23 protein-coding genes and 1 riboswitch are annotated in these 23,444 nt (G+C 40.2%); of the genes, 14 read left to right on the top strand and 9 right to left on the bottom strand.

Annotated features, from left to right (window positions below):
- Positions 1–88 precede the first annotated feature (88 nt).
- Positions 89–775: a hypothetical protein gene (locus I6N96_RS07320; RefSeq protein ID WP_209556911.1), complete on the top strand. Its 687-nt coding sequence runs from the start codon at positions 89–91 to the stop codon at positions 773–775.
- A gap of 70 nt (positions 776–845) precedes the next feature.
- On the opposite strand, the gene I6N96_RS07315 is transcribed toward I6N96_RS07320, so the two are convergent.
- Both I6N96_RS07315 and I6N96_RS07310 read right to left on the bottom strand, forming a co-directional pair.
- Positions 846–1,283 carry a VOC family protein gene (locus I6N96_RS07315; protein ID WP_209556910.1) on the bottom strand — a complete coding sequence of 146 codons (438 nt, stop codon included), beginning with the start codon at positions 1,281–1,283 and terminating at the stop codon, positions 846–848.
- 88 nt (positions 1,284–1,371) lie between these two features.
- A complete protein-coding gene (locus I6N96_RS07310) occupies positions 1,372–1,779 on the bottom strand; it encodes a VOC family protein (protein WP_209556909.1) in 408 nt (135 codons plus the stop codon).
- A 369-nt stretch (positions 1,780–2,148) separates the two neighbouring features.
- On the opposite strand from I6N96_RS07310, the gene I6N96_RS07305 reads away from it, so the two are divergent.
- From I6N96_RS07305 to I6N96_RS07295, 3 genes are all read left to right on the top strand, one after another.
- Entirely contained in the window at positions 2,149–3,081 is a 933-nt protein-coding gene (locus I6N96_RS07305) for an LCP family glycopolymer transferase (RefSeq protein ID WP_245186879.1), read from the top strand.
- A 196-nt stretch (positions 3,082–3,277) separates the two neighbouring features.
- Positions 3,278–3,952 (top strand): LCP family glycopolymer transferase, encoded by a 675-nt coding sequence (locus I6N96_RS07300; protein WP_209556907.1) that lies wholly within the window; start codon positions 3,278–3,280, stop codon positions 3,950–3,952.
- 93 nt (positions 3,953–4,045) lie between these two features.
- Positions 4,046–4,444 carry a ribosomal maturation YjgA family protein gene (locus tag I6N96_RS07295; protein ID WP_209556906.1) on the top strand — a complete coding sequence of 133 codons (399 nt, stop codon included), beginning with the start codon at positions 4,046–4,048 and terminating at the stop codon, positions 4,442–4,444.
- A 69-nt stretch (positions 4,445–4,513) separates the two neighbouring features.
- Here I6N96_RS07295 and I6N96_RS07290 read toward each other — a convergent pair whose 3' ends face one another.
- Positions 4,514–5,065: a TetR/AcrR family transcriptional regulator gene (locus I6N96_RS07290; protein ID WP_209556905.1), complete on the bottom strand. Its 552-nt coding sequence runs from the start codon at positions 5,063–5,065 to the stop codon at positions 4,514–4,516.
- A 171-nt stretch (positions 5,066–5,236) separates the two neighbouring features.
- Here I6N96_RS07290 and I6N96_RS07285 point away from each other — a divergent pair, with 171 nt between their 5' ends.
- From I6N96_RS07285 to I6N96_RS07275, 3 genes are read left to right on the top strand one after another with little or no spacing between them, the layout of a single operon-like run.
- Complete coding sequence (locus I6N96_RS07285) at positions 5,237–5,938, top strand: ABC transporter ATP-binding protein (protein WP_209556904.1); 702 nt, start codon at positions 5,237–5,239, stop codon at positions 5,936–5,938.
- A gap of 12 nt (positions 5,939–5,950) precedes the next feature.
- On the top strand, positions 5,951–8,656 hold the full coding sequence (locus I6N96_RS07280; protein WP_209556903.1) for an ABC transporter permease: 2,706 nt from the start codon (positions 5,951–5,953) through the stop codon (positions 8,654–8,656).
- 24 nt (positions 8,657–8,680) lie between these two features.
- On the top strand, positions 8,681–9,082 hold the full coding sequence (locus tag I6N96_RS07275) for a DUF6892 domain-containing protein (protein ID WP_209556902.1): 402 nt from the start codon (positions 8,681–8,683) through the stop codon (positions 9,080–9,082).
- Positions 9,083–9,281: 199 nt separating this feature from the next.
- Here the strand turns inward: I6N96_RS07275 and I6N96_RS07270 are convergent, their stop codons facing one another.
- The 5 genes from I6N96_RS07270 to I6N96_RS07250 all read right to left on the bottom strand — a co-directional run bounded on the left by I6N96_RS07270 (position 9,282) and on the right by I6N96_RS07250 (position 13,302).
- The gene (locus I6N96_RS07270) at positions 9,282–10,520 is read right to left on the bottom strand and encodes an MFS transporter (protein WP_209556901.1); all 1,239 of its coding nucleotides are present in this window, start codon (positions 10,518–10,520) and stop codon (positions 9,282–9,284) included.
- 147 nt (positions 10,521–10,667) lie between these two features.
- Positions 10,668–11,126, bottom strand: a complete 459-nt coding sequence (locus I6N96_RS07265; protein WP_209556900.1) for a MarR family transcriptional regulator — start codon at positions 11,124–11,126, stop codon at positions 10,668–10,670.
- 148 nt (positions 11,127–11,274) lie between these two features.
- The gene (locus I6N96_RS07260) at positions 11,275–11,961 is read right to left on the bottom strand and encodes a hypothetical protein (RefSeq protein WP_209556899.1); all 687 of its coding nucleotides are present in this window, start codon (positions 11,959–11,961) and stop codon (positions 11,275–11,277) included.
- A 22-nt stretch (positions 11,962–11,983) separates the two neighbouring features.
- Positions 11,984–12,502, bottom strand: coding sequence for a helix-turn-helix domain-containing protein (locus I6N96_RS07255; RefSeq protein ID WP_245186878.1), 519 nt, complete (start codon positions 12,500–12,502; stop codon positions 11,984–11,986).
- Positions 12,503–12,720: 218 nt separating this feature from the next.
- Positions 12,721–13,302: a TetR/AcrR family transcriptional regulator gene (locus I6N96_RS07250; protein ID WP_209556898.1), complete on the bottom strand. Its 582-nt coding sequence runs from the start codon at positions 13,300–13,302 to the stop codon at positions 12,721–12,723.
- A gap of 262 nt (positions 13,303–13,564) precedes the next feature.
- Between I6N96_RS07250 and I6N96_RS07245 the strand changes: the two genes are divergently transcribed.
- From I6N96_RS07245 to I6N96_RS07225, 5 genes are all read left to right on the top strand, one after another.
- Positions 13,565–14,470: an ABC transporter ATP-binding protein gene (locus I6N96_RS07245; RefSeq protein ID WP_209556897.1), complete on the top strand. Its 906-nt coding sequence runs from the start codon at positions 13,565–13,567 to the stop codon at positions 14,468–14,470.
- 1 nt (position 14,471) lies between these two features.
- Positions 14,472–16,073 carry an ABC transporter permease gene (locus tag I6N96_RS07240; protein WP_209556896.1) on the top strand — a complete coding sequence of 534 codons (1,602 nt, stop codon included), beginning with the start codon at positions 14,472–14,474 and terminating at the stop codon, positions 16,071–16,073.
- Between the two features lie 298 nt (positions 16,074–16,371).
- On the top strand, positions 16,372–16,821 hold the full coding sequence (locus I6N96_RS07235; RefSeq protein ID WP_209556895.1) for a DUF2975 domain-containing protein: 450 nt from the start codon (positions 16,372–16,374) through the stop codon (positions 16,819–16,821).
- On the top strand, positions 16,821–17,030 hold the full coding sequence (locus tag I6N96_RS07230) for a helix-turn-helix domain-containing protein (RefSeq protein WP_202060374.1): 210 nt from the start codon (positions 16,821–16,823) through the stop codon (positions 17,028–17,030). Before I6N96_RS07235 ends, I6N96_RS07230 begins: the two co-directional genes overlap by 1 nt.
- Positions 17,031–18,503, top strand: coding sequence for a DUF4153 domain-containing protein (locus I6N96_RS07225; RefSeq protein ID WP_209556894.1), 1,473 nt, complete (start codon positions 17,031–17,033; stop codon positions 18,501–18,503).
- Positions 18,504–18,984: 481 nt separating this feature from the next.
- Here the strand turns inward: I6N96_RS07225 and I6N96_RS07220 are convergent, their stop codons facing one another.
- Positions 18,985–20,517: a flavocytochrome c gene (locus tag I6N96_RS07220; protein WP_209556893.1), complete on the bottom strand. Its 1,533-nt coding sequence runs from the start codon at positions 20,515–20,517 to the stop codon at positions 18,985–18,987.
- 436 nt (positions 20,518–20,953) lie between these two features.
- A riboswitch (M-box (ykoK) riboswitch) is annotated at positions 20,954–21,122 on the top strand.
- Between the two features lie 226 nt (positions 21,123–21,348).
- Between I6N96_RS07220 and I6N96_RS07215 the strand changes: the two genes are divergently transcribed.
- A complete protein-coding gene (locus tag I6N96_RS07215; RefSeq protein ID WP_209556892.1) occupies positions 21,349–22,275 on the top strand; it encodes an LCP family protein in 927 nt (308 codons plus the stop codon).
- Positions 22,272–23,444: an FtsW/RodA/SpoVE family cell cycle protein gene (locus I6N96_RS07210; RefSeq protein ID WP_209556891.1), complete on the top strand. Its 1,173-nt coding sequence runs from the start codon at positions 22,272–22,274 to the stop codon at positions 23,442–23,444. The genes I6N96_RS07215 and I6N96_RS07210 overlap by 4 nt, the downstream gene beginning before the upstream one ends.

Genomic DNA, 23,444 nt, shown 5'->3' with positions numbered 1-23,444 from the left:
AATTTTGATAAGGGGAATCAAGGCGGTTTTATTAGTCTCTGTGCTATAATTATAGTAGTGATTTTCAAGTAGGAAAGAAGGAATAAGAATGAAAAAAAGGGTTGTATTATTTGTTGGGTTAACATTGTTTTTGACAGGCTGTTCTCCATTAACAGGGGGATCAGGGGGTTCAGATTCGGAACAAAAAACAGAATCATTACTGGGTGCCTTTGATCAGGCTGTTGAAGAAGCGAAGAAGGATTCCAGTGAAGCAAAGGCGAAGGAATCAACAGCTACTTCAAGCAGCTCATCAACTGAAAAAGCATCAGAAAGCTCTGCACCGGCAGTAGAAGTACCAACAGAACCAACGATTGATAAAAGCAGTTATCCATTTGGGGTATCGATGATGGATATTGTGAATGTTGGGACATTTACAAAAACAGGAATGAATGTTCCGCAGACGATCATGGTATCATTTGTTACAGAATCCAACGGCTCCGTTGCACTTGTAAGTAATGGCGGTCGGACAGAATATTATACAGCACAGTATCGGCTGATACCGACAACCACTATTCGTGTATTTTCAGCAAATAGAACAGATAGCAATGATATTCGAACTGTGAATGTGAATACGGAAATTGTTATTGAGTATCTGACAGGTACAGGCGGTGCATATGATGCCGGCAATTTCTATGTGTTCACTAATTCTAGTGGTACGCTTTCGTTAGCTACACCGAACTATGCAGGGAATGTCATGGAATCTGAAAGTGATGTCATGTTGGAGTATCTGCCTTAAAAGTGAACAGAGCAGGAATGATTTTGTTTCTGCTCTGTTTTATTTATTGTGTTTCTCCATTGCTGACTTATTAATCGATGATTAGCATATCATTCTCGTCAAAGGACCAGTTTTTTCCGTAGGCAACTTCCCAGTAATACCCATCAGGATCTCTGAAATAGCCGCTGTAACCGTCCCATGCAGCTGGTTTTTCAGGCGGTTTGACGATTTCCCCGCCATGCTGTTCAACCAATGAAAAGAAGCGGTCAACCTCATCTGTCGATTTCATATTGATTGCCAGTGTGATACCGCTGAAGCCTCCGGAACTGAGAATGGGTGGATGGTCCTCGTTGATATCCTTTGCCAAAAATTCAAGTGGGAAAAGCTCCAATTTTGTTCCCTGATTATCAAAAAATACAATTGGCGGTGCGTCGTTTGTTTCATAGGTTTTGAAACCGATAGCGCGATAGAATTTCAATGATCGGGTCATATCTGTAACACCCAAACAAATAAGGTTGATTCTGTTCATGTAATTATCTCCTTCTTATTGCGTATTTTTGAAAGTGAACTACTGTGAGCTTGTGCTCATGATCAATTGTTGAGAGCGTATCTCCGTTTTATACACTAGTTGCATCGTTTAATTCAAATAGATTTCCTTCGGGATCTCTAAAATAAGCACAGGTCATGTACCAGTCTTCGATATACTGGGGCTCGCCTAAAAATTCTACACCAGCTGCTTTCAGCTTCTGGTAGTCTTCGTCTATATTATCTGAAGGAATAATACTAGCAACTGTATCTGATTGTGCGTGATCTACAGGCTGTTCATAGCCGGAATACATGGTCATGTTCTCCCCTAAAAAGATAGCGAAACAAGGTGGCGCATCGCTAGTTACCGAAAAAGAGGTATAGGGGCCGCTTCGATCGCCCCAAACAGGTACCAACCCTAATTTTTCAGTATAAAAGTCAAAACATGCCCCATAATTTTTTCTTACTAATATACGAGTAGTCATTCTATCAAGATGCATTCTCTTACCTCCATTTTTTATTAAAACCGACTTAGCAAAACGATACCTGAGAGTATTTTCCATAATAGCTTTTATTGAAACGTCCAGTTGTACTCAGTATCAGTGTTGAAAGCTCTTTCTTATATGCTAGCATACGGATAAACCCCTTAACAAGCGAACAGATGTAAAAAGAAAATTCCTTTATTAGAGCAGATTACCATCCAAAATGTCAGCGATACTTATGTACGGTGTTCTGAAACGTTAACATAATCTTAATAGCCGAAACTAGCTATTGCTTTCGTTTTCGTTACAAAGTAAAATTTATTAGAAAGAGGAGATTTAGTATTCTTTTATTCGTTTCATTTATAGATGAAGCAAGGGGGAAATGAGTTGTCAAAAGGGAAAAAAATAGCACTGATTATTGCAGGTATTATTACGGTTTTGGTTATAGGGACCATTGGATTAGCAGCTAAAATATATTCTGATATTTCTAGAACGGCTGCGAAAACATATGAAACAGTTGAAAGACAACAACCAGCAGAAACGAAACGAGAAGTAGCTGCTGATTTGAAGAAAAAGGAATCTTTCTCTATTCTTTTGATGGGGATCGATACAGGGACGGATGGACGTGTAGATCAGGGGAGATCAGACACAATGATGGTGGCGACGGTTAATGCCGAAGACAATCAGACGACGATTGTCAGCATTCCCAGAGACACATATACAGAAATTGTCGGATATGGAACAGAAGATAAGATCAATCATGCCTATGCATTTGGCGGCGCTGCGATGTCAATGGATACGGTAGAAAAAATGCTGGATATTCCAATCGATCACTATGTCTCTATCAATATGGAGGGACTGAAGGAGCTGGTAGATGCCGTTGGCGGAATCAGTGTCAGCAATACATTGGAGTTCACACAGGATGATTATACATTCAAAGTTGGAAAAGTCGATCTAGATGGAGATCAGGCGCTTTCTTATTCCCGTATGCGTTATGAGGACCCGAATGGTGATTATGGACGTCAAGAACGTCAGAGAAAAATTGTTGATGCTATCGTAAGAAAGATGCTGACGATGTCAGGGGTTTCCCAATATCAAGGTGTATTAGATACACTTAGTGAGCATATGAAAACGGATTTGAGTTTTGATGATTTGAAGACTATTGCTCTCGATTACCGTTCTGCTTTAGGAGCAGTAAAGCAGGATCAGCTGAAAGGCGAAGGCTTCATGCAGGATGGTGTTTCTTATCAGGGGATCAACGCTGAAGAGCTGCAAAGAGTTCAAACAGAATTGAAAGAACAGCTTGGTTTAGCTGAATAGGGAGTAAGAAGAATCAGGTGTTGACTCGTGTTTTATAAGACATGTGGTCGAGCCTGATTTTATTATAGGCTGCTTTTGTCTTTAAAGATTCATCACATGAAGGGTGACTTTTTCGCGAAGCGCATAACAAAGGAAGTATAAGCAATGGCTATTTTTTAGCAGGGTTCATCTATAGTAAAAGATCGAGGAAAGGGATGTGAGGGAATTGACGATACTGTTTGTTATTGAAGATGGCTTTCAAACGACATTTTACTTGTATTTGCTGCAGGGCGGAAAGAAAAAACTGCTGCGTTTTTCACCCGATCTCTTTTTGACAGATGGCGAGAGTCTGGCACAAAAATATATGCAGTTGTCGATCGATGATTTTCTAGTTTTACTTAAAGCAATGACTCATCTGGAAATCAAGGGGTATATCATTGGAGCAAAAGAAAAAATCATTGATTTTCTGTTGAAGGACAAAGAGCAGTTGAGTATTGATAACCCAAAAGCCTTTGTTTATGAAAAAGAGCATACTGTTTTTGAACAAGGAAAGCTGATGGTTGATAAAAAAATGCTCCGTGAATTTATTACTTATCAGTTGGATGCGGATAATGCATTGGGAATCTTTGAGAGACAAGAGTACGCATTGCGCTTGATTAGGAACGAACTGCTGAGTGATAAGCGCTTGACTGCGATGCCGAGAAAGTTCAGCCGTTTGAAAAAGAGCATTGAAACGAATCTAAAGCTTTCAGATTTGCTCAAATTTTTCTCAGCTTATAAGGAGCGTGGGGATGAGCGGACACAGCGTTTGACAGTACCGGATAGTCAGATAGGCGTGAAGGTAGATGAGCCGTCAGTTTGGCTCCAGCAAATCAAGCAGTTCTTATCATAGGGTGTGCCTGCGGAAACTAGCAGAAGATCGGTTGTTCCAGCCTGGTGATTTAAAAATAGACGAGAAATTATTAACTAAAAAGGAGTTGGTAAGATGGAGGGAAGAAATCGAAAGCTGTATGCTTTTTTGACCATTATAGTTATGGTGTTGGGGTTGCTGTCAAGGAAGGCCGCGTTTCTACTGCCGGATATTGTGACGATGTATTTGGGTGATGCACTATGGGCATTGATGATTTTCTTTGGTGCAGCTTTTCTGTTTCCAAAGCTGAAAACCAGTCGAATTTGGCTTTTATCATTGCTCTTTTGCTGGTTTATTGAAACGACTCAGCTGTATCATGCGCCATGGATCGATGCAATCAGGGCAACAACCCTAGGCGGGCTGATTCTAGGCTTCGGATTTCTTTGGTCAGATATCATCGCCTATACGATTGGCACTCTTGTTGGTGCGTTATTGGATTACTATTTGGTACGTAAAACAAGAAGCGGCAATTAAGCCGCAAAAGAGTTTGGAAATTGTTTTCTGTCCCGAACTCTTTTGCGGCTTATTTAAATTGAAATAGACTTATTTTATTTTTGTTGAAAGAATGGTCAGGATCATCGAAGCGATTTCCTTTGGTTCGATATAAGAATAGTTTTTTAGCCAGTTCTCAATCAAGCCAATCGTGCCATCAACAAAATAGGTAAAGTACAAATCTAATTTATCCGGCGACGAGTCTTCAAAAATCAAAGCGAAGTTTTCCAACGCTTCCGGCTTGACCCTGCTGAGCATCGAGCTGATCAAGCGACTTTCACTCTTACTGCTTAAGATGATATTGCTGGCATCCTTGTTTTCACTGAGGATGATCAGGATATTTACTAACCAGCTATCCAACTCTTTTTCCTGAATTTTGATATTCCCCATGATATCTTCCAGAAGATCGCTCTCGATTTTTTGAAACAGATCGTAAGGATCAGTATAATATTTATAGAAGGTGCCTCGATTGATGTCTGCCGCTTCACAGATTTCCTTTACAGTGATCCTGGCAAGCTCTTTTGTCTGTAAGATTTGCAGAAATTCTTCTCGTATGACTTTTTTTGTGTATAAGGTTCGACGATTATTTGGTATACCGACCATAACACTTCCACCCTTCATTTTTATTGATTGAACAGATCGTTTATTTATGTCTATTTAATGACAGAACAGAAAAAATTGAGGCTTGCTCGAAAGATACGCAATTAGTATACTAACATCATGTTAAAAAATCAACAGTATGTCTAGTTAATAAACATCGAAAGAGGGATCAAGATGAGTTACGTTGAAGTAAAAAATGAATATAGACGTTACAAGATGGGGGAAACCGAGATTGTAGCGAATAATGATATTTCTTTTTCGGTTGAAAAAGGAGAATTGGCGGTTATTCTAGGTCCGAGCGGCGCAGGAAAATCAACAGTTCTAAATATACTTGGAGGGATGGACTCTCCAGATGCCGGACAGGTGATTATTGACGGCACTGATATTGCTCAGTTTTCAGATAGAAATTTGACTGCTTACCGAAGAACAGATGTCGGTTTTGTATTCCAGTTCTATAATTTGGTGCCTAATCTAACAGCGAAAGAAAATGTTGAGCTGGCGACTGAAGTATCGCCAAATGCCTTAGATCCTGTAGAAGTGCTGACTCAGGTAGGGTTAGAGCACCGTCTGAATAACTTTCCATCTCAGCTTTCCGGTGGGGAGCAGCAACGGGTGTCGATTGCCAGAGCCTTGGCAAAGAATCCTAAGCTGCTGCTTTGTGATGAGCCGACTGGTGCACTGGATTTCGAAACGGGTAAGCAAGTATTGAAGCTGCTTCAGAATGCTAGTAGAGAACAAGGAAATACGGTATTGCTTATTACGCATAATTCTGCGATTGCGCCAATTGCTGACCGAGTGATCCATATCAATGATGCGAAGGTTCGTTCAATCGAAATCAATGAGTCACCGATGTCGATTGACGATATCGTATGGTAGGGAGTCGGTTGAATGAAGAATAAGACATACCTAAAAGCGAGTTTTCGCGAAATTTGGCAATCCAGAGGGCGATTTATTGCAATCATTTTGATCATCCTTTTGGGAACACTGTTGTTTGTCGGTGTAAAAACAACAGGTCCGGTTTTGAATACTTCTGGGAGTGACTATCTGGAAAAGCAAAATCTATCAGATTTACAAGTCATTTCTACTGGTGGTTTAACGGAAGTGGATGAGTCGCTGCTAAAAGAAATTCCGAATGTGGAAGTGGAATCCGGCTACCAATTCTATTATGCAGACGAAGAAAAAGGCGAAGTGGTACAGGTCTTTTCCTATGATGATGCACAAAAACAAAATCAACTAGTAGTTGAAAAGGGGTACCTGCCAAAAGCCGACAATGAGCTTGTCTTGGATGCTGCTGCTGAAAAGCTAGGGTATCAGATAGGCGATACCTTTACACTTGATGACTCAGATCAGTTGGATAAAAAGGAGTACGAAATCGTTGGTTTTGTAAACTCGCCTCTGTTTATCAGTAACAAGGATCGTGGAATGACAAATGTAGGAGATGGCAATGTTGATTATTTTGCCTATGTTCCAGTAAAGAATTTCACCTCTGATATCTTCGGTGTTTTGTATGTGACCTTTGATAATGTCAAGGGGCTCAATACCTATGGCTCTGAATATAAGGATTTGATGCAGAAAAACCAGGAGCTGGTGGAAGAAAAATTCGTTGATCGTCCGAAACAGCGACTGGCAGAGCTGAGAAGCATGATCGAAGATGAAATCGCACCAGCGAAAAAGGAAATTGCAGATGGCCAAACTCAGATTTCAGAGGCTAAAGAGCAATTAACTGCTGCACAGGAGGAGCTGGATGCTAATCGTCAACTGTTGGCTCAGCTTCCAGAAGCACAGGCAGCCGCCGCTTCAGCACAATTGGATGAAGTGCAAAAAGAGCTGGATGAGAACAAGCAGACACTGACTGAACAAGAGACAAAGCTGGAAGATGCAGAAACTGAAGTTAGTGATGCAGAGAAAGAAATGGCCGATTTAAAGATGCCAACCTATCTGTTCAATCAACGAACAGAGAACATCGGTTTTCAGGATTATGGTGATCTCTCTGATCGAATCGCAGCGATCGCCAATGTATTTCCGGTTTTCTTTTTCTTCATTGCAGCGTTGATCACGTTTACGACGATGACACGTATGGTGGAGGAAAATCGTAAGGAAATCGGTACGCTGAAAGCCTTAGGTTACAGCCGTGTTGAGATTTCCCAGAAGTATGTTATTTACGCAGTGCTTGCTGCGGTTATTGGTGTCGCTCTAGGTGTAGTCATTGGCACGAATACGATTCCTCGAATTGTCTTTGAGCTTTCAAGTGATCAATACAATTTCCAAAAAGTTAGTGTGTTCTATGAATGGGGGCCGATTATTCAAGCGGGAGTTGCCTTCTTGTTTGCTACATTGGGCTCAGTGATTATTGTGTTGATAAAAGAATTGACGGAAAAACCGTCTACTCTTTTACAGCCAAAGGCACCAAAACCAGGAAAACGAATATTCTTAGAATACATTACACCGCTATGGTCAAGAATGAGCTTCAATCAAAAGGTCAGCTACCGCAACTTGTTCCGTTACAAATCACGGATGATCATGGCAATCATTGGGATTGCAGGCTGTACAGGGTTGATGGTAGCAGGATTTGGGATCAAGAACTCTCTTGAGGCTGTGACAGATAAGCAGTTTGGACCAATCATCGATTATCAGGCAGTGGTTACTTTAGATGATGGAAGCTTTGATCAGACGGAAGAAATTCTTGAAAAAAATAGCCAGATAAATAGTACATTACCTGTCATAAATGAAGTGTTAGAGCTGAAAAAAGCAGGTCAGGCGACACAGAGTGTGACGATGACTGTTCCAAAGGATGTGAAGGATTTTTCTTCGTATTTACACTTAAGTTCGTTGGATGGCAAGTCTATCGATTTGACGAATGATGGTGCCGTGATTTCTGAGAAGCTTGCTGATTTATTTGATATTCAAGTCGGAGATGAGTTGACTTTCTATGATGAGGATCAAAATGAAGTTAAGATGAAGGTTCAGGAAATCGCACAGAACTACTTGGGTCACTTTGTTTATATCACAGCAGAGTATTATGAGAAAGTAACAGGGAAAGAGTACCAAAACAACTCATTCCTGCTTAAAACAGCGACGATGACGACGAAGGAAGAAAACAGTCTGGCAGAGCAGCTTCTGGCAACGGATGAAGTGAAGAATACCAGCTTCCTGTCTTCTCAAATTGAGACGCAGAAGGGTATGATCAACAACCTTGATCCAGTCGTATTGATCTTTGTTGTTCTATCAGGGTTACTGGCTTTTGTTGTTCTGTATAATCTGACAAATATCAATATTTCTGAACGAGTTAGAGAGTTGTCGACAATCAAGGTTCTAGGCTTCTTTGATAAGGAAGTGACGATGTACATTATTCGTGAGAATATTATCTTTACTTTGTTGGGGATTGTTGTAGGCTATGGTATTGGTTATGTTCTGACAGGGTTCATCGTTAGACAGGCATCGATGGAAAGCATCATATTCCCGTTGGTCATCCATTGGCCGGCCTATGTGATCTCAGCAGTATTGACCATTACGTTTACAATTATTGTTATGATTGTTACCCACTTCAAGCTGAAGCATATCGATATGATCGATTCACTGAAGGCGAATGAATGATAGGTATTTAAAAGGAGATTGGATATGTTTGCTGATTTAAATTTCAAATTAATTGTAATAGATGCTCTTTTAGAAAAAGATCCCGAGTTTTTACCAAAATTAAATGGTTTGAAAAGTACTTTTGTAGATAGCTACGAATGGTATTCTGAAACTAATCCTAAACCAATCCCTGAAATTTTGGAATTTCTAGAAAATGTTATCTTATTAAAAAATGATTTGGATAAAGTTGAAGAGCTTATTTTCGATGGAGGATCAGATATATACTCATTTTTAATTCCAGATTGGGATGGGGAGGATGGAATCTTTGACATTGCCTCAATTCAAGGGTTTGAACAACTTAGGAATTTGAAACGTGTGCACCACATTTCACTATGTCCACAACAGATACTACAACCTATGGTAAAAGTCGGTATTGAAATTTGTTGATTTCAATAAAACGTGTTTTAATATGGATAAATTGCTGTTATCTTGTCGATACTGATAGATAAGAGCAAGGGCTGTTTGTTGAAAGAGGTACTTACTCAAATATATTTGGGTAGTTTATACAAATTTTTACAAAGCTTCAAAATTAATCTTCCCTCTGACACGAGCAAATTGTCAGAGGGAAGGTTTTTTAAGATGTCAATCAAGCTGTTTTATAGGTTCCCTTATATAAGACCAATACAGCTGCTGTTATCAGGAATATACCCATAAAGGCAGGCGCACTGTGCCCTAGAGTGACATAAAGCTGACCACCGATGATTGGGCCGATGATTCTAGCCAGTGATTGTATCGACTGACTGCCTCCTTGGACACGTCCTTGCTCACTGGTATCAACAATTTTTGAGACCATTCCATTGAAGGAAGGGCCGAAGATCGAATCACCGAAACCGAAGACAAACATGCCAATAATGAAGAGTGGATAGAACGAAAGCAGAGAAGAAAGTGTGATAAGGAGGTAACCGATGATTTCTGAAACCATCCCAGTCATTGCAATTTGCTTATCGCTGAATCTCAATAAAAGTCTCGGCATGATCAAGCTTTGTGAGACGATGTCTTGAACGCCCATGATCGAGAATACAAGACCGATCAATGCTGGCTTCCAATTGAAGGAATCAATCGTAAATTGAGATAGAATTGCCTGCAAGGAACCATTGGGAACCCAAAGCAGGAAAGCTGAAATCAGTAACCTGTTCAGATTTTTTATTGATAAGATACTAGAAAGCTGACTAAAAGGATTTAGCTGTGTGATACTGATTTCTTTTAGCTTGTTCTCTTTTTCAAGGCTTTCCGGCATAAAGAAAAATCCGTAAATGACATTCAGTAAAGTGATGGCAGCACCGAAATATAATGGAGAGGCGTACCCGAATCTTGCAGCCAGCAAACCGCCAATTGTGGGACCCATTACGGAACCAGCACCGGCAATCGCACTGACCCAGCCGAAATATTTAGTCCGCTGCTCTCGTGGTGTAATATCAGCGAAGTAGGCAAAAATTGTGCTGATGCTGCCACCGGTGATACCTTCGATGATACGTCCGGCGAATAGAACCCAGAGAGCGCCGCCTAATCCAAAAATAAAGAATCCGACAGAAGCACCAATCAGGCTGATCAAAAGTAATGGTCGACGTCCGTACCTATCACTTAAAGCACCAAGCACTGGAGCTGAGAAAAACATGCAGAATGCATAGACTGAAATCAGCAGAGTAACGATGATTGCCTGATTCTGTGGATTGCTTATATAGGGTTGAACTAAGAAGGGGATGACTGGCGTAATGATGCTGAAGCCTATACCGATAAGGAATACAGAGATAAGACCGAATAATAAGGCGTGTCTATCTATGTTTGATTCTGGATTCAATTTTTTGGTTTGTTTCATTTGTGACATATATGTTCTCCTTTCAAGAGAGGGTTTTGGTTTCTTTGGAAACAAAAATATAATAACGCCATTTTGTTTCCTTGTCAACAAAAACAAGAAGAGAAAAGCAGCTCACGATTTTTATCGTGAGCTGCTTGCCTGTTATTGATGAATGATTCATTGATTTTTTTGTTTTTGTATTTCTTTATCTAAATGCTGATTGTAGCTTTCTATAAACTGAAGGATATTATCGAACTGTTCATCTGTTATCTGGTCAAATACGATTTTATCTCGATCGTGAAATTCCTGATGAAGCTCTTCATGTATGCTGTAAACTTCTTTTCCTTTTTTTGTCAGACGAAAGTAGATTTCCTTTTTATTATCCGGTTTCTGGTAGCTTTCGACAACGCCTTTTTTCATAAGCTTCTTTGTCATTTTGCTCATAGCGCCTCTAGTCATATAAAAGAAATCAGCTAGCTTTGTTACGTTTGGATCGACAGTATTTTCTATATATTCGAGACAATGGACTTCTGATGAGGTGTAGCCCTTGAGGCTGACTTCCATCTTTTTATTGATCCACCCCATTTTTTTATAGAGTTCTCTGGCTCCTGTTCGAAGTCGTTCTTCTTTATCCATGACCGCTCTCCTCTCGCTACTGTATATCAATATCAGTATAAAGAAAGATTGTTTCCGTTTCAACAATAAGATGATCAGAGTCCATACAGAATGGCTAATGAAGGAGCCGATAGTACTGAAATTCATATATGCTAGGTATCCTTATAATTTAAAAAAATGCGAGTAAAATCAGCAGTAAGGAAGTAACACAGGTTATCGCAATCATCATTTGCTCATCTTTCAATGTGCTTTGCTGCTGGTTTTTCTCAGCTCTGGCATCGATGATCGGTACTGTCGGATAGTTGCTGGCAAGAAGCTTTCGATAAGGAGCTGCTGCCGGCGTTAGAGCAATTGTCGTATTTATCGTTTTAGAGTCCAGTTTTTTCTTGAGATCATCGAGAGTGACAACCTCCCAATAGATTGTTGGATACTTCTGCATCAGTAATCGCAGGTCTTCATTTGTGTACGGCTGATATTCTGCATTGACTGGAGTATCCTTGATGGCTACACTTGGAGCTTCTGCCAGAACATAGCCTGTACTCATATTGAAAACAAAACCTCGAGGCGCCATTGCTTCCATGAATTGATCCGTGGGAAGAAAAATCATCTGTAAATCAGGTTTCCAGCGTTGTAGCTGTTTTACGAATTTTTGTGTCAAAGCCGTGCATGCGACCACTTGGTATTCCTGAATATTTTCTTCTGTCAGCTCAAAATAAGCTTTTTTCTCCCACGTGATGTCTCCATGTTCCAACATCAAATAGTTCCTCAGACGCGGTAAATAATTTTGATCCTGGAGTGTATACTGAATCGTGTTATTCTGTTGAACTGACATTGTTAAAATGATTCCTTTTTTCATAGTAACCCCTCCTACTAACCCATTAGCGCTGAATGATTGCATCTTGAAGGATAAACCCTACAATAATCAATACAAGAAAGCCTAAGCATAAATAAATGCCTGGATCAAACATGTTTACTCCTTGGCTATAGAGATTTGACAGTCGGTTTGTCCGTTTCAAGGAGAAGGCTGTAATCAAAAATCCGCCAATTGCGTAAAAGATCATGAAGCTGATTTTTTCTTCTCTCAAAATGATTTGCAGAACAATAGAAAGCAGCGACCAGTAAAATAATAGAAAGGCAAATTTTCGTGTTGGTGCAGGCTTTGGTTTAGGTACCATTGGCTGTTGTGTAGTCATCTCGACAGATTCTCCTTTCAATAATTCATCCAGTGTCGTTTTATACAATTCGCTGAGCATGATCAAATTTTCCAGATCCGGCTGATTCTTCCCATTTTCCCATCCGGAAATTGTCTGTCTGCTGACGTAAATTTTTTCAGCCAGCTGTTCTTGTGTTAGATGATGCTTCAAACGTTTTTCTTTTAAGCGAATCCCAATACTCATCCTCTTTCCTCCTTGAAATCAGTATACTAAATCCCGTTTCTTTTGTCGTGAAAAGAACGAGTAAATGTGGGTAAAAGCTACTTGACATGCTGCTGTATCAAGGTTTTATCTAGAGTTAGAAAAGGAAACCTGTGCTCTGTCAACTAACATAAGAGACGAAAAAAACTCAGCTGCGCTGCTGTGAAGCTAAACGGCTGAGTTGCTTTTTGACTCTGGCTTTACTCCCTTTTCCCATAAATACCATATAGAAACATATTCATGATTTCATCACTAAAAGGGAGGATGTCTTTATAGATTGCTTCATCTTGCATAGAGGTCGTCAACAATTGCATATACAACATCAATGCAGGCATAGAGAGCTCTTTGCTAATCATCCCTTCAGCTTTTCCTTGCTCAAATAGAACTTGATAAAGGATGATACCCTTTTTAAGAAAGGCAACCATGTGTTCATCAGGATGACTGTATTTCAGCATAAGTGCTTCATAAAAATCAGCATGAATATCCTTTGATACTTGCCCTTTCGTAAAAATAAGGTATTGCATTTTCTCTTCAAAGCTTTGCTCAGAATCGATCACCTGCTTAAAATCTTCATATGTACTATCGAAGTAAAGTGAGCAAGTCTGGTCAAGCAGCTTTTCTTTAGAACCAAAATAGTTGAAGACGGTGACAGGAGAGACCTGTGCCTGTTTAGCAATTGTTTGAATAGAAGTACTTTTGATCCCTTGGTGCATAAATAATGTCAGAGCGGTCTGAAGGATGCTCTGTTCTTTGGCTTTTCTTCTGCGGTCAAAACCATTCATAGCAGTCAGCGGCTCCTTTTCGATACATTTTTTTCTACATCTTAAATATATAGAAATCCCCTGAAAGAAACAAGGGAAAGCTCCATTTCTTATATTAGATTTTTATCGAATACTTCGCTAAATTTTTCAATCGATAGCACATATAAATTGTTTGCTTAAAGAAAGGAAAGGGGGTATATTATGAATTATAAAAATAGAAATAATTCATAATTTTTAAAAAATGTTAAGTAGTATCAAGAAGTGTATGCAGGAGGGAAAGAAAATGAATGTGATCGAGCTGAAGGGGATAGATAAGAACTTCGGGCATGTTGAGGCTTTAAAGTCTGTTGATTTGACAGTCAAACAAGGAGAGGTTTTTGGCTTTATCGGACCAAATGGCGCGGGAAAATCAACGACACTTAAGGTACTTTTAGGTATTTTGAAAGCTACCTCCGGAACAGCGACTGTTTTCGGTATGGATGCTTGGAAAGAAATCGTTGAAAGCCACAAAAGAATTGCCTATGTTCCAGGAGATGTGAATTTATGGCCGAACTTGACAGGCGGCGAAGTGATTGATCTATTCATGTCTCTGCAAGGGAAGCCGGATACATCAAAGCGAGAAGAGCTGATTCATCGCTTTGATCTCGATCCCACGAAGAAGTGCAGCAGCTACTCAAAGGGAAATCGCCAGAAGGTAGCATTGATTGCCGCATTTTCAAGTAAAGCAGACTTGTTTGTATTGGATGAGCCGACATCTGGATTGGACCCTTTGATGGAAAGGGTTTTTCAGGAATGCGTGGAAGAAGTAAAGGCACAGGGGAAAACCGTCCTGCTGTCCAGCCATATTCTTTCAGAAGTGGAACGTCTTTGTGACCGTATCACGATCATACGAAAAGGAAAAATCATTGAAACTGGTACATTGAGTGAGCTGAGACATTTGACTCGAACTTTGTTGTCTGTCACAACAAAAAATCCAGTGGAGGAGCTAGCTAAACAGGTTGGGGTCCACGATGTAACAGGAACAGCTACTGAGTTCAAATTTCAAGTGGATTCTGAAAAGATGGCTGAAGTCATCCAGTATCTTGCACCGTATGATGTATTGAAGTTGGAGAGTACTCCACCGACATTGGAAGACTTGTTCATGCAGCATTACGAGGGACAAGACGGAAATCTGGAAGGAGACGAGTAGCATGACTGTCTATTTTTCAGGGTGGCAAAAACTGCTGCGCTTAAATCTGCGCAGAGATCGCTGGCAAATCCTATTCTGGCTGATTGGAATTGCTGGGCTGTCGATTGCTGTTGCTGGGGCATTTCCTGAGCTGTTTCCGACTGCTCAGGAACGTCAGGTCATGGCAGAAACAGTAAAAAATCCGGCAATGATTGCAATGATTGGTCCCAGCAGCAGCTTGGATAACTATACGATAGGCGCGATGTTCGGTCATGAAATGACTTTGTTCATGGCTATTACGACAGCAGTCATGATGATTCTCTTAACTGCTCGTCATACCAGAGGAGATGAAGAAGACGGTCGATTGGAAATGATTCGAGCATTGTCTGTCGGACGTTTGGCACCGCTCATTGCAGTGCTTGTGGAAATGCTTCTTATCAGCGTGCTGATCATGCTGACCAACGGTATTGGCGTTGGCTTATTAGGAATAGAAACAATGCCGATGGGAGCATCTTTGTTATACGGTGCTGCATTAGGAAGTGCTGGTTTGGTTTTTACAGGTGTAACAGCTGTGTTTGCACAACTGGCAGAATCAAAAAGAGGAACCGTTGGATTTTCACTTAGCTTTTTAGGCGCCGCCTATTTATTTAGAGGGTTTACAGATTTGAATAATGAAAGTCTTTCATGGCTATCTCCACTTTCTTGGGTCTATAAAACAGAGGTTTTCGTGACTAATTCATGGTTTCCTATAATACTGAGCCTTGTCTTTTCTTTTATTTTGTTTGGTGTCAGTTTCTATTTAAACAGCATCCGTGATCTGGAAGCTGGATTCATTCCTCAGCGAAGCGGTAAAAGTCATGCTGGTTTTTTATTGAAGAAACCCTTGGGATTCAGCTTTCGCTTAGTAAAAACGACATTGATCAGTTGGCTGGTGGTAATGGTTGTCGCGGGAATCAGCTATGGTTCGGTGTTTGGCGATTTAGAAAATTTCTTCAAATCAAGTGATATCTTGACTATGCTTTTGCCGGAAAAAAGCAATTACTCACTGACTGAGCAATTTATGACAGTACTGATGGTGATTTTATCAATTTTAGGGACGATTCCGGTTTTAACAGTGGCATTAAAAGCATACTCCGAAGAAAAAAAGAGTCGTGTGGAGCAGTTGTTTTCCAAATCTGTTACACGAACTAAGCTGTTGGGTGCCTATCTGTTTATTGCTTTCTGTACATCAATCATTATGCTGATTGCATCGGTGCTTAGCTTGTATGCAGCATCAAGTAGTGTGATGGCTGAACCGATTGCTTTATCTATGATGTTGAAGTCAGGTCTGGCCTATTTGCCGGCTGTCTGGTTTGTGATGGGCGCGGGTTTCCTACTCGTAGGCTGGTTGCCTAAATGGAGTGGTGCAGTCTGGTTTTATCTAGTATTTTCTTTCTTTGTAGATTACTTAGGTAGCTTGCTGGATGTGCCTAAAGTGGTAAAAAATCTTTCTGTTTTCAGCTACATTCCTCGTATTCCGGTGGATTCCTTTGAGTGGCAGCCGTTACTTGTCATTACTGGACTGGCAGTTCTGCTTTTGATAGGCGGGTTCATTGGATACAGAAATCGGGATATTGCCGGTTGAGAGAAGAGTAGTCGGCAATCGAAAATTTTGGTTGCTCTCTTCCGGAGATAGATAAATGTTATTATAAAATGCTCAGTTGAGTCGTTTAGATAGAAGAGCCGTTCGAAACTTGCCCGCTTCGAATGGTTTTTTTGTGCACTTTACTAATTTTTAAACTTTGCGCTAAAAGTCATAAGATAGCATGTGTTTTCTAGTTTTTTAATCGTAAAACAATATAATTTTATCGATTATCGATAAAATTATATTGACTGTCAAAAAGCTCTGCCGTATGATGAATGTACTTGAAGGAGGGACCTAAATGAACTGGACAGGGAAACAGTCAACACGGCTGTCTGCATGGTGTATTTATATTTTAGCAGCGATGATGATTGCTGCAATGATTTTCATGTCAAGCTTCATCGAAGTTATTGTACCGCTGCACGCAGTTGCACCAACGAACAAGCATTTATTCATTTTCACATTGGAAAGCTGTCTGGGGGTAGGGCTAGTGATTCTATTTTTACTGCATCAACTGATCCAGAAGATTGATAATGAGGAAACATTCACTGAGCGAAACATAAAAAATTTGCGGCTGATCAGCTGGTTGTGTTTTCTAGAAGCAGTGATCCTGCTGGCTTCAGGTAGCTATTATTATCCATGGCTCTTTGTTGCAGGATTAGCAGCCTTTGTCGGTGTCATTGTAAGAATAATCAAAAATGTGTTTTGCCAGGCACTTTTGATTAAGGAAGAGAATGACTTTACGATTTAATGGCTATTGTTGTAAATATCGATGTCATGATGGCAAAGCGTAAGATGAGTGCAGGTGAACTGGCAGAAAAAATCAATCTAACACCAGCCAATCTTTCGATTTTGAAAAATAATAAGGCAAAGGCGATCCGCTTCAGTACTTTGGAAGCATTGTGTAAAGCATTGGATTGTCAGCCTGCGGATATTTTGGAGTATCGGGAGGAAGAGTAGATGATGGAAGCGAATCAGGAAAAGGACTTGCATAAGCATTGGGAAGAGAAACAACAGCCCTTGTTTGATGGAAAAGATTTGATATTCAGCTTGGCAAGTATTGTTGTGGCGTATTTTACAGTTCAAGGAGTTGCACAGGATCGTGGGGGATTTTGGACAACAGCATTAGCAGTAGGTTTCACTGGTTCAATCTACACGTATGCTAGAGTTAGAGGAGTAAAAATGAGCTGGTTTCATTACGGCTATTTGGCTTATGTTTTTGCATTGAGTCTTTCCTTCAGCTTGTTTGATAATACAATTTTAATGGGAACGAACTCGTTACTGCTGTTTTTCAGCTGTATGTACTGGGTATTAGTCGTTGCAGGTACTAGAAAAGAAAATCAGCTGAGCAGCTATGTTTTCTTTGATTTTATTGATGGATTCTTGGTTCGCCCCTTCAAAAATGTGACAGCAGGGTTATCAATTTACCGCTTAGTAGGTAAAAAGCATAAAAACGTGAAGCTGGTCATTCTTGGCGTAGTTATTTCGTTTCCAGTTGCTGCAATTGTCATCTCGTTATTGAGTAGTGCTGACAGCATGTTCGAGCGTTTGATTCATTCGGTTGCTGACATTGTCTCTGTTGGTTTTGCTGAGCAATTCATGATTCTGATCATCGCAATTCCGATGGGCATGTATTTGTTTCTATGTGTTTATAGAAACCTGGAAAAGAGTCCGGTCAGTCAACATGTTATCCCGACAGTCAAAGGCCCAGACGTATTCTTTCTAACTGTCCTGGTCATCTTCATTTCAATCTACTTGCTGTTTTTTGCAGCAGCAATTATGGGTTACATTGAATTTCGGAACGGTACAACAATCTATACATTATCAGCTTATGCACGTGAAGGATTCTTCCAGCTGCTGGCTGTATCATTGATCAATGTCTGTATCTTCTCTTTGATCAAGCTGTTCAGTCATAGTTCGAAGGGGATCAAGATCAGCTTAAGTATGATTGGTATCGAAACCTTGGCACTGATTATCCTGGGCTTCGCTAAAATGCAAGTATACATTGAAGCCTTTGGTCTGACGCCGCTGCGCTTCAATACCTCGTGGTTCATGGTTGTGTTGGCAATATGTGTCTGTGTTTTCATTGCTTCTCTGTGGAAATCCTTCAAGTATTTGAGAGCAATTGTTCTCATCGTAAGTATGAGTGTTCTATTCATGAGTTATCGTAATACAGGAAATAGCATTGTTTCTTATAATTACGAAAAATATCAGCAGGGTGAGCTGAGTGAATTGGATATTTCCATTTTTTATATGGTAGGTGTCGAGGGTGTGTCAACAGCTGTGAAAGCCTATGAAGAAACAAATGATACAGAAGATAAGGCGGCATTGGAAGGCTATCTTCAAATGATGCAGCAGCAAATCAACAGCAGCAATATCAGTAACTTGCAGCGTTCAAGAAGCGCTGAACAAATCAAAAAGACAATTGGATAGAAATAAAAGGGAAAAATAAAAAAGGTAATAATAGATATGAATACTGCGGATCAGCAGCAGAAATGACGGTTTCTACGGCATTATACAGCACTTTATAGGAGTAGTGTTTGTGTAATGATTGATTTGACAGGATTTATATAAAGGAAAATGAAAAAGGGTAAATGAAATAAAAGAGTGCAAGACAACAATCAAATTAGAAATTGTCCCACACACTAAGCACGAATAGACGGCGAGCCAAAAGCTGCTCCTTTGGAATTAAGCCGAAATTGCTTTAACACACAGCAACTACTACAGTAGTTCTGATGCGGCAAAGTACCTACTTGGATACTGAAAATAGGAAAAGCTATCTTCGTATATTTCTTCTTAATTCTTGGAGCAGCCCATTTTTGGCCAGCCTCTTTTTTGTTGTAAAGTTGATTTTGGGCTGAAAGAATATTCCTAGCTAACTTTATATTAAAGTTGGGGAAGATTATATTTCAGCTTATTTTTCTTTTTCAACAAATGCTGCGGATTGAACCCCAGCCTGTCTGCCGAATACGATGATTTCACCTACAGAGTTTCCGCCGATACGATTTTCTCCATGAAGACCACCGGTTACTTCACCTGCTGCGTAAAGTCCTGTAATAGCTTTACCATCTTTGTCTAATACTTGTGTTTCTTTGTTGATTTTCACTCCACCCATTGTATAGTGGATTCCCGGTGCGATTTTGATTGCATAGTAAGGTGCTTTTGATAAGTCGTTATCCATACCAGTTGTTCTGCTGAATTCAGTATCATCCTGAGCTTCGACGCTTGCGTTCCATGTTTTCAGTGTCTCTTCAAGGTTCTCCGCCGGCATGTCTAGTTCCTCAGCTAAAGCTTCAATACTTTTTCCTTCAACTACATAACCCTGCTGCTCATAAAATTCAATCGCTTTTGCGCGTTCCTTTACACCAGAATCGAAAATCAGATAAGCTGATTTTTCTGGAAGTGCAGTGATTGCAGCTGAAACTTTATCTCTCGTATCCAGTTCGTTTACAAAGCGAGTACCTTCTTGAGAAACTAGGATTCCGCCTTCTCCACGCACAACTTCACCAATCAATACGCCTTTGTCCTGTTGGACGGTTGGATGGATTTGGATTTGATCCATATCAACTGTTGTTCCACCGACTTCTTCAATCATCTTGATGCCGTCGCCGGTACTTCCTGATTGATTCGTTGTCACATAGCCCTTGAGATCAGGACGGTATTTTTCAATGATATCGCTGTTAGCACCATAACCACCAGTAGTTACGATAACTGCTTTAGAAGTGATATCTTTAGTTGTTTCATCATTGAAGGTTACAGAAACGCCAGTTACTGTACCATCTTTTTCATTGATTTTTGTAACATCCGCATTAACGAATAATGGAATATCATTTTTCTTCACATTTTGGAATAAGCCATCTACCAAGTATTCTCCAATTGCAGAACCGTCTTCTGGTCTATGTGTTCGTTTTTCGCTCATTCCGCCAGTGATCGTCAGGTTGTTCAGCTTGATATCGATAGAATCCAACCAATCGATTGCTGCAGCAGAGTTATCCACAAAGTAGCGTAAAAGCTCTTTATCATTGGTTCCATGTCCACCTTCCAGTGTTTCTTCATAGAACTTATCATTGCTGTCTTCAATGCCTTCTTCTTTTTGGAATGTTGTTTCTGATGCGTTCATCCCGCTTGAAGATTTCAAGGTATTCCCCCCTGCAACAGGCATTTTCTCAAAAATCACAGGATTCATACCCTTTTCTTTTGCTTCGATAGCGGCTGTCATTCCGGCGCCCCCAGCACCGACAATAATGATGTCATAATCGTCTTTCAGCTCTGAAATATCTGTGTAGACCTTTTCCGATGCGCCGGAAGCAACATCTGCTGAACTGCTTTCCCCAGTGGAAGAGGAAGAAGCGCTTGAGCCAGTTGTCTTATTGTCTGACCCGCAGCCGGAAGCGAAAGCCCCAAAAGCAAGTACCCAAGTTAGTAATACCATCGTTTTCTTTTTCATAAAAAAACCCTTTCCTGCTAATAGATTGTGTTGTAATTCACAATCATAGTATACGATTTTTCCCAGTGATTGAAAAACGTTTTATGGTTTAGATTAGAAAATATTGTGAAAGTTTTTAATGGAATCGATTTGTAATAAAAATTTTGATTTTTTCACTCGTAATATAACAGAACAAGAAGGATGGATGTCAGTGGATAGAAATTAATTTTAAGATGGGATCGACGTTTATTGTTAAGAAGGAATAAAGAAATAATTAAGGAATGGTAAAGGTTATTTTTCTTTTATTCATCCTTTTGTAAAAAGTTAGGTTAACCTAAAAACGATAACAGAGACGGTTTGTAAAAATAACGAACATTATTTTTTATTGATTGGCTGTGATTGTTTAATATTTGCTCTGTTGACTTCTACCCCCAGACACTTTATATTTTTGATGAATTGAATGACTTGTTAGGTGAGGCTCCTATGCAAACACAGGCTGCTGCTCAGATTTGTCGAAAGACAGTAATGGGTAGAACAGGGATTGTCGAATTAAGGCTTTTCAAAAAGCAGCTAAAAGCAAAGCTTTTTACGTTGTATAGTGCTAAAACTCAACGAAGAGAAAATCAAGTGTAGTTGAATGGCGGGCATCCAGCCTGTTCAGTCATGCCTTCATTTCCCCTAAGCACTTTCGTTGATCCTTCTCAATGAACGTGTTTTTTGTTTTATCAAAAGTCTTTTGGATAGAGGAGAAATGACTGGGGATTTTATCAAGAAAGAGGCTCTCTTTAGATTGTAGAACAGGTTTTTGATTCAGAGAAGGTGCATCAATAATTGAAAAGTGAGGGATTGGAAATGAACAAACGATGGAAATGGGTAGTGACAGGCTTACTTTCGTTCCTTTTGATCGGGATGACAATTTTTTGTTATTCGGTTGTAAGCTTTCACAAAGGGAAGAAACAGTCACAAGCACAGGTGAATACAAAGAAAAATGAAACTTTTACTGGTGATGAGCGACCGGAAACAGGAGAAATCACTGTTTTACTCATTGGCGATGACGGACGTGAGGATGATGATGACGGCGGTAGATCGGATACATTGATGGTTGTGAATTATGATACATCTGCCAAAGAGCCGAAGGTGATCTCAATCATGAGAGATGTCTATGTTTCAATACCCGACGTTGGCTTGGATAAAATCAATGCTGCGTATGCCTATGGTGGAGCAGCTTTGACTAAGGATGTTCTGAATGACAGCTTTGGGCTATCGATCAATTATTATGCTGCAATAGATTTTAAAGTGTTTACACAATTGATCGATGATTTTTTCCCGGAAGGTGTAGAGATCGACGCCGAAACAGCGCTCGAGCTGGATGGTGTGGAGATAGAACCGGGGGAACAAATCATGGATGGCAATACAGTATTGCAATATGCACGCTATCGAATGGATGGAGAAGGAGACTTTGGACGTGTTCGTCGTCAACAACAGGTAGCCGACAGCTTGATAAAGCAAGCGAAAAGCGGGCTTCCAATCGCACGACTTCCAAGACTATTAGGAGAAGCAGTAGGATATGTAGACACAGATCTTCCGTACGATGTGTTACTGGATGTCGGTACAAGCTTTTTGTTTGGGACGATCAAAGAGCTGCAGACGTTGTCTATTCCTGTTGAGGGAAGCTGGGACTTCAACGACTACACTCCGTCTGGTAGTGTTTTGGAAATCGATGAAGAAAAAAACCGAACCGCTATAGAAATGTTTTTAACTAATGGAGAAGTGCAATGAAGCGACAGATAAAGAGATTCTATTTGGATTGGACGTTGCTCCTGCCTTACTTGATATTGTGTATAACAGGAATAATCTTAGTTTATAGTGCCAGTTCTTATCAATTGTTGTTCAGTGAAGTTAGTACTGGAAGTAAGGGCTGGAAACAGCTTTCTTCGTTTGCTGTGAGTCTTGTTTGTTTATTGGGTGTCTATCGAATGAAATTGAAAATTTTTCGAAGCAAAGGGTTTCTTTTTCTACTGCTGACTTCAAATTTGATTCTCTTAGTCTACACGTTAAGTAAGGGGATCAATGCTGGTGGAGCATCCAGATGGATCAATGTAGGTTTCATGATTTTTCAACCTTCAGAGTTGGTTTCGCTGACCTTACTGCTGTATTTGAGTCGAATGACGTCCAATCGAGAGGCAAATTGTCCGTTTTCCTTTAGCTATTACAAGAAGGCGATGCTTCTCTGTTTCCTATTTATCGTCTTAGTAAGCCTACAGCCGAACTTAGCTGGTGGGGCAATGATCTTTTTATTTGTATTGATCATGCTGTTGGCGAGCGGCCTCTCCCCCTACTTTACGATTTTACCGATTATTGGTTTCATCGGTATCAGAGAGGGATTGAGCAGAGTATTGTTGAGCGGCTCAGTCGATTGGCTTCCAGATAAATTTGCCTATTTAGTCACACGTTTCAAGGTAATGGAGAATCCGTTCATCGATCCTACTGGTATTGGGCATCAGTCTGCCAGCGCCTATTATGCTATGTATAATGGCGGCATATTTGGGCGCGGGATTGGAAAGGGAATCCAAAAACAAGGCTTCTTACCTGCTTCTGATACAGATTATATTTTTGCAACAGCTATAGAAGAGCTAGGGTTGATTGGTGGAGTGGTTCTATTGTTACTGGTGTTCTTCATGGTCATAAGATTGTATCAGCTTTCTATACGTTCAAAAAACCTCTATTATTCTCAGCTTTTTCTTGGGTGCGGCACGATTTTGCTACTGCAAGTAACCGTCAATGTCAGTAGTTTGTTAGGGTATATTCCGCTGACAGGAGTCACCTTTCCATTTTTGAGCTATGGCGGTTCGAGTCTTTTGATACTGAGTATTGTTTTAGGGCTGGCTTTAAATGCACGAGCGACAGAATTACGGGAACCGATAACGGTGGAACAAAGGGAGGAATGA

Source organism: Enterococcus larvae, assembly GCF_017830045.1.
Classification (GTDB): Bacteria; Bacillota; Bacilli; order Lactobacillales; family Enterococcaceae; genus Enterococcus_L; species Enterococcus_L larvae.
This window is presented reverse-complemented; position numbering and strand designations above follow the sequence as displayed.

Coding starts and splice junctions, on each gene's coding strand:
- I6N96_RS07320 (WP_209556911.1), top strand. CDS start 89: ATGAAAAAAAGGGTTGTATTATTTGTTGGGTTAACATTGTTTTTGACA.
- I6N96_RS07315 (WP_209556910.1), bottom strand. CDS start 1,283: ATGAACAGAATCAACCTTATTTGTTTGGGTGTTACAGATATGACCCGA.
- I6N96_RS07310 (WP_209556909.1), bottom strand. CDS start 1,779: ATGCATCTTGATAGAATGACTACTCGTATATTAGTAAGAAAAAATTAT.
- I6N96_RS07295 (WP_209556906.1), top strand. CDS start 4,046: ATGGAGGGAAGAAATCGAAAGCTGTATGCTTTTTTGACCATTATAGTT.
- I6N96_RS07290 (WP_209556905.1), bottom strand. CDS start 5,065: ATGGTCGGTATACCAAATAATCGTCGAACCTTATACACAAAAAAAGTC.
- I6N96_RS07285 (WP_209556904.1), top strand. CDS start 5,237: ATGAGTTACGTTGAAGTAAAAAATGAATATAGACGTTACAAGATGGGG.
- I6N96_RS07280 (WP_209556903.1), top strand. CDS start 5,951: ATGAAGAATAAGACATACCTAAAAGCGAGTTTTCGCGAAATTTGGCAA.
- I6N96_RS07275 (WP_209556902.1), top strand. CDS start 8,681: ATGTTTGCTGATTTAAATTTCAAATTAATTGTAATAGATGCTCTTTTA.
- I6N96_RS07270 (WP_209556901.1), bottom strand. CDS start 10,520: ATGTCACAAATGAAACAAACCAAAAAATTGAATCCAGAATCAAACATA.
- I6N96_RS07265 (WP_209556900.1), bottom strand. CDS start 11,126: ATGGATAAAGAAGAACGACTTCGAACAGGAGCCAGAGAACTCTATAAA.
- I6N96_RS07260 (WP_209556899.1), bottom strand. CDS start 11,961: ATGAAAAAAGGAATCATTTTAACAATGTCAGTTCAACAGAATAACACG.
- I6N96_RS07255 (WP_245186878.1), bottom strand. CDS start 12,502: ATGAGTATTGGGATTCGCTTAAAAGAAAAACGTTTGAAGCATCATCTA.
- I6N96_RS07250 (WP_209556898.1), bottom strand. CDS start 13,302: ATGAATGGTTTTGACCGCAGAAGAAAAGCCAAAGAACAGAGCATCCTT.
- I6N96_RS07245 (WP_209556897.1), top strand. CDS start 13,565: ATGAATGTGATCGAGCTGAAGGGGATAGATAAGAACTTCGGGCATGTT.
- I6N96_RS07240 (WP_209556896.1), top strand. CDS start 14,472: ATGACTGTCTATTTTTCAGGGTGGCAAAAACTGCTGCGCTTAAATCTG.
- I6N96_RS07235 (WP_209556895.1), top strand. CDS start 16,372: ATGAACTGGACAGGGAAACAGTCAACACGGCTGTCTGCATGGTGTATT.
- I6N96_RS07230 (WP_202060374.1), top strand. CDS start 16,821: ATGGCTATTGTTGTAAATATCGATGTCATGATGGCAAAGCGTAAGATG.
- I6N96_RS07225 (WP_209556894.1), top strand. CDS start 17,031: ATGATGGAAGCGAATCAGGAAAAGGACTTGCATAAGCATTGGGAAGAG.
- I6N96_RS07220 (WP_209556893.1), bottom strand. CDS start 20,517: ATGAAAAAGAAAACGATGGTATTACTAACTTGGGTACTTGCTTTTGGG.
- I6N96_RS07215 (WP_209556892.1), top strand. CDS start 21,349: ATGAACAAACGATGGAAATGGGTAGTGACAGGCTTACTTTCGTTCCTT.
- I6N96_RS07210 (WP_209556891.1), top strand. CDS start 22,272: ATGAAGCGACAGATAAAGAGATTCTATTTGGATTGGACGTTGCTCCTG.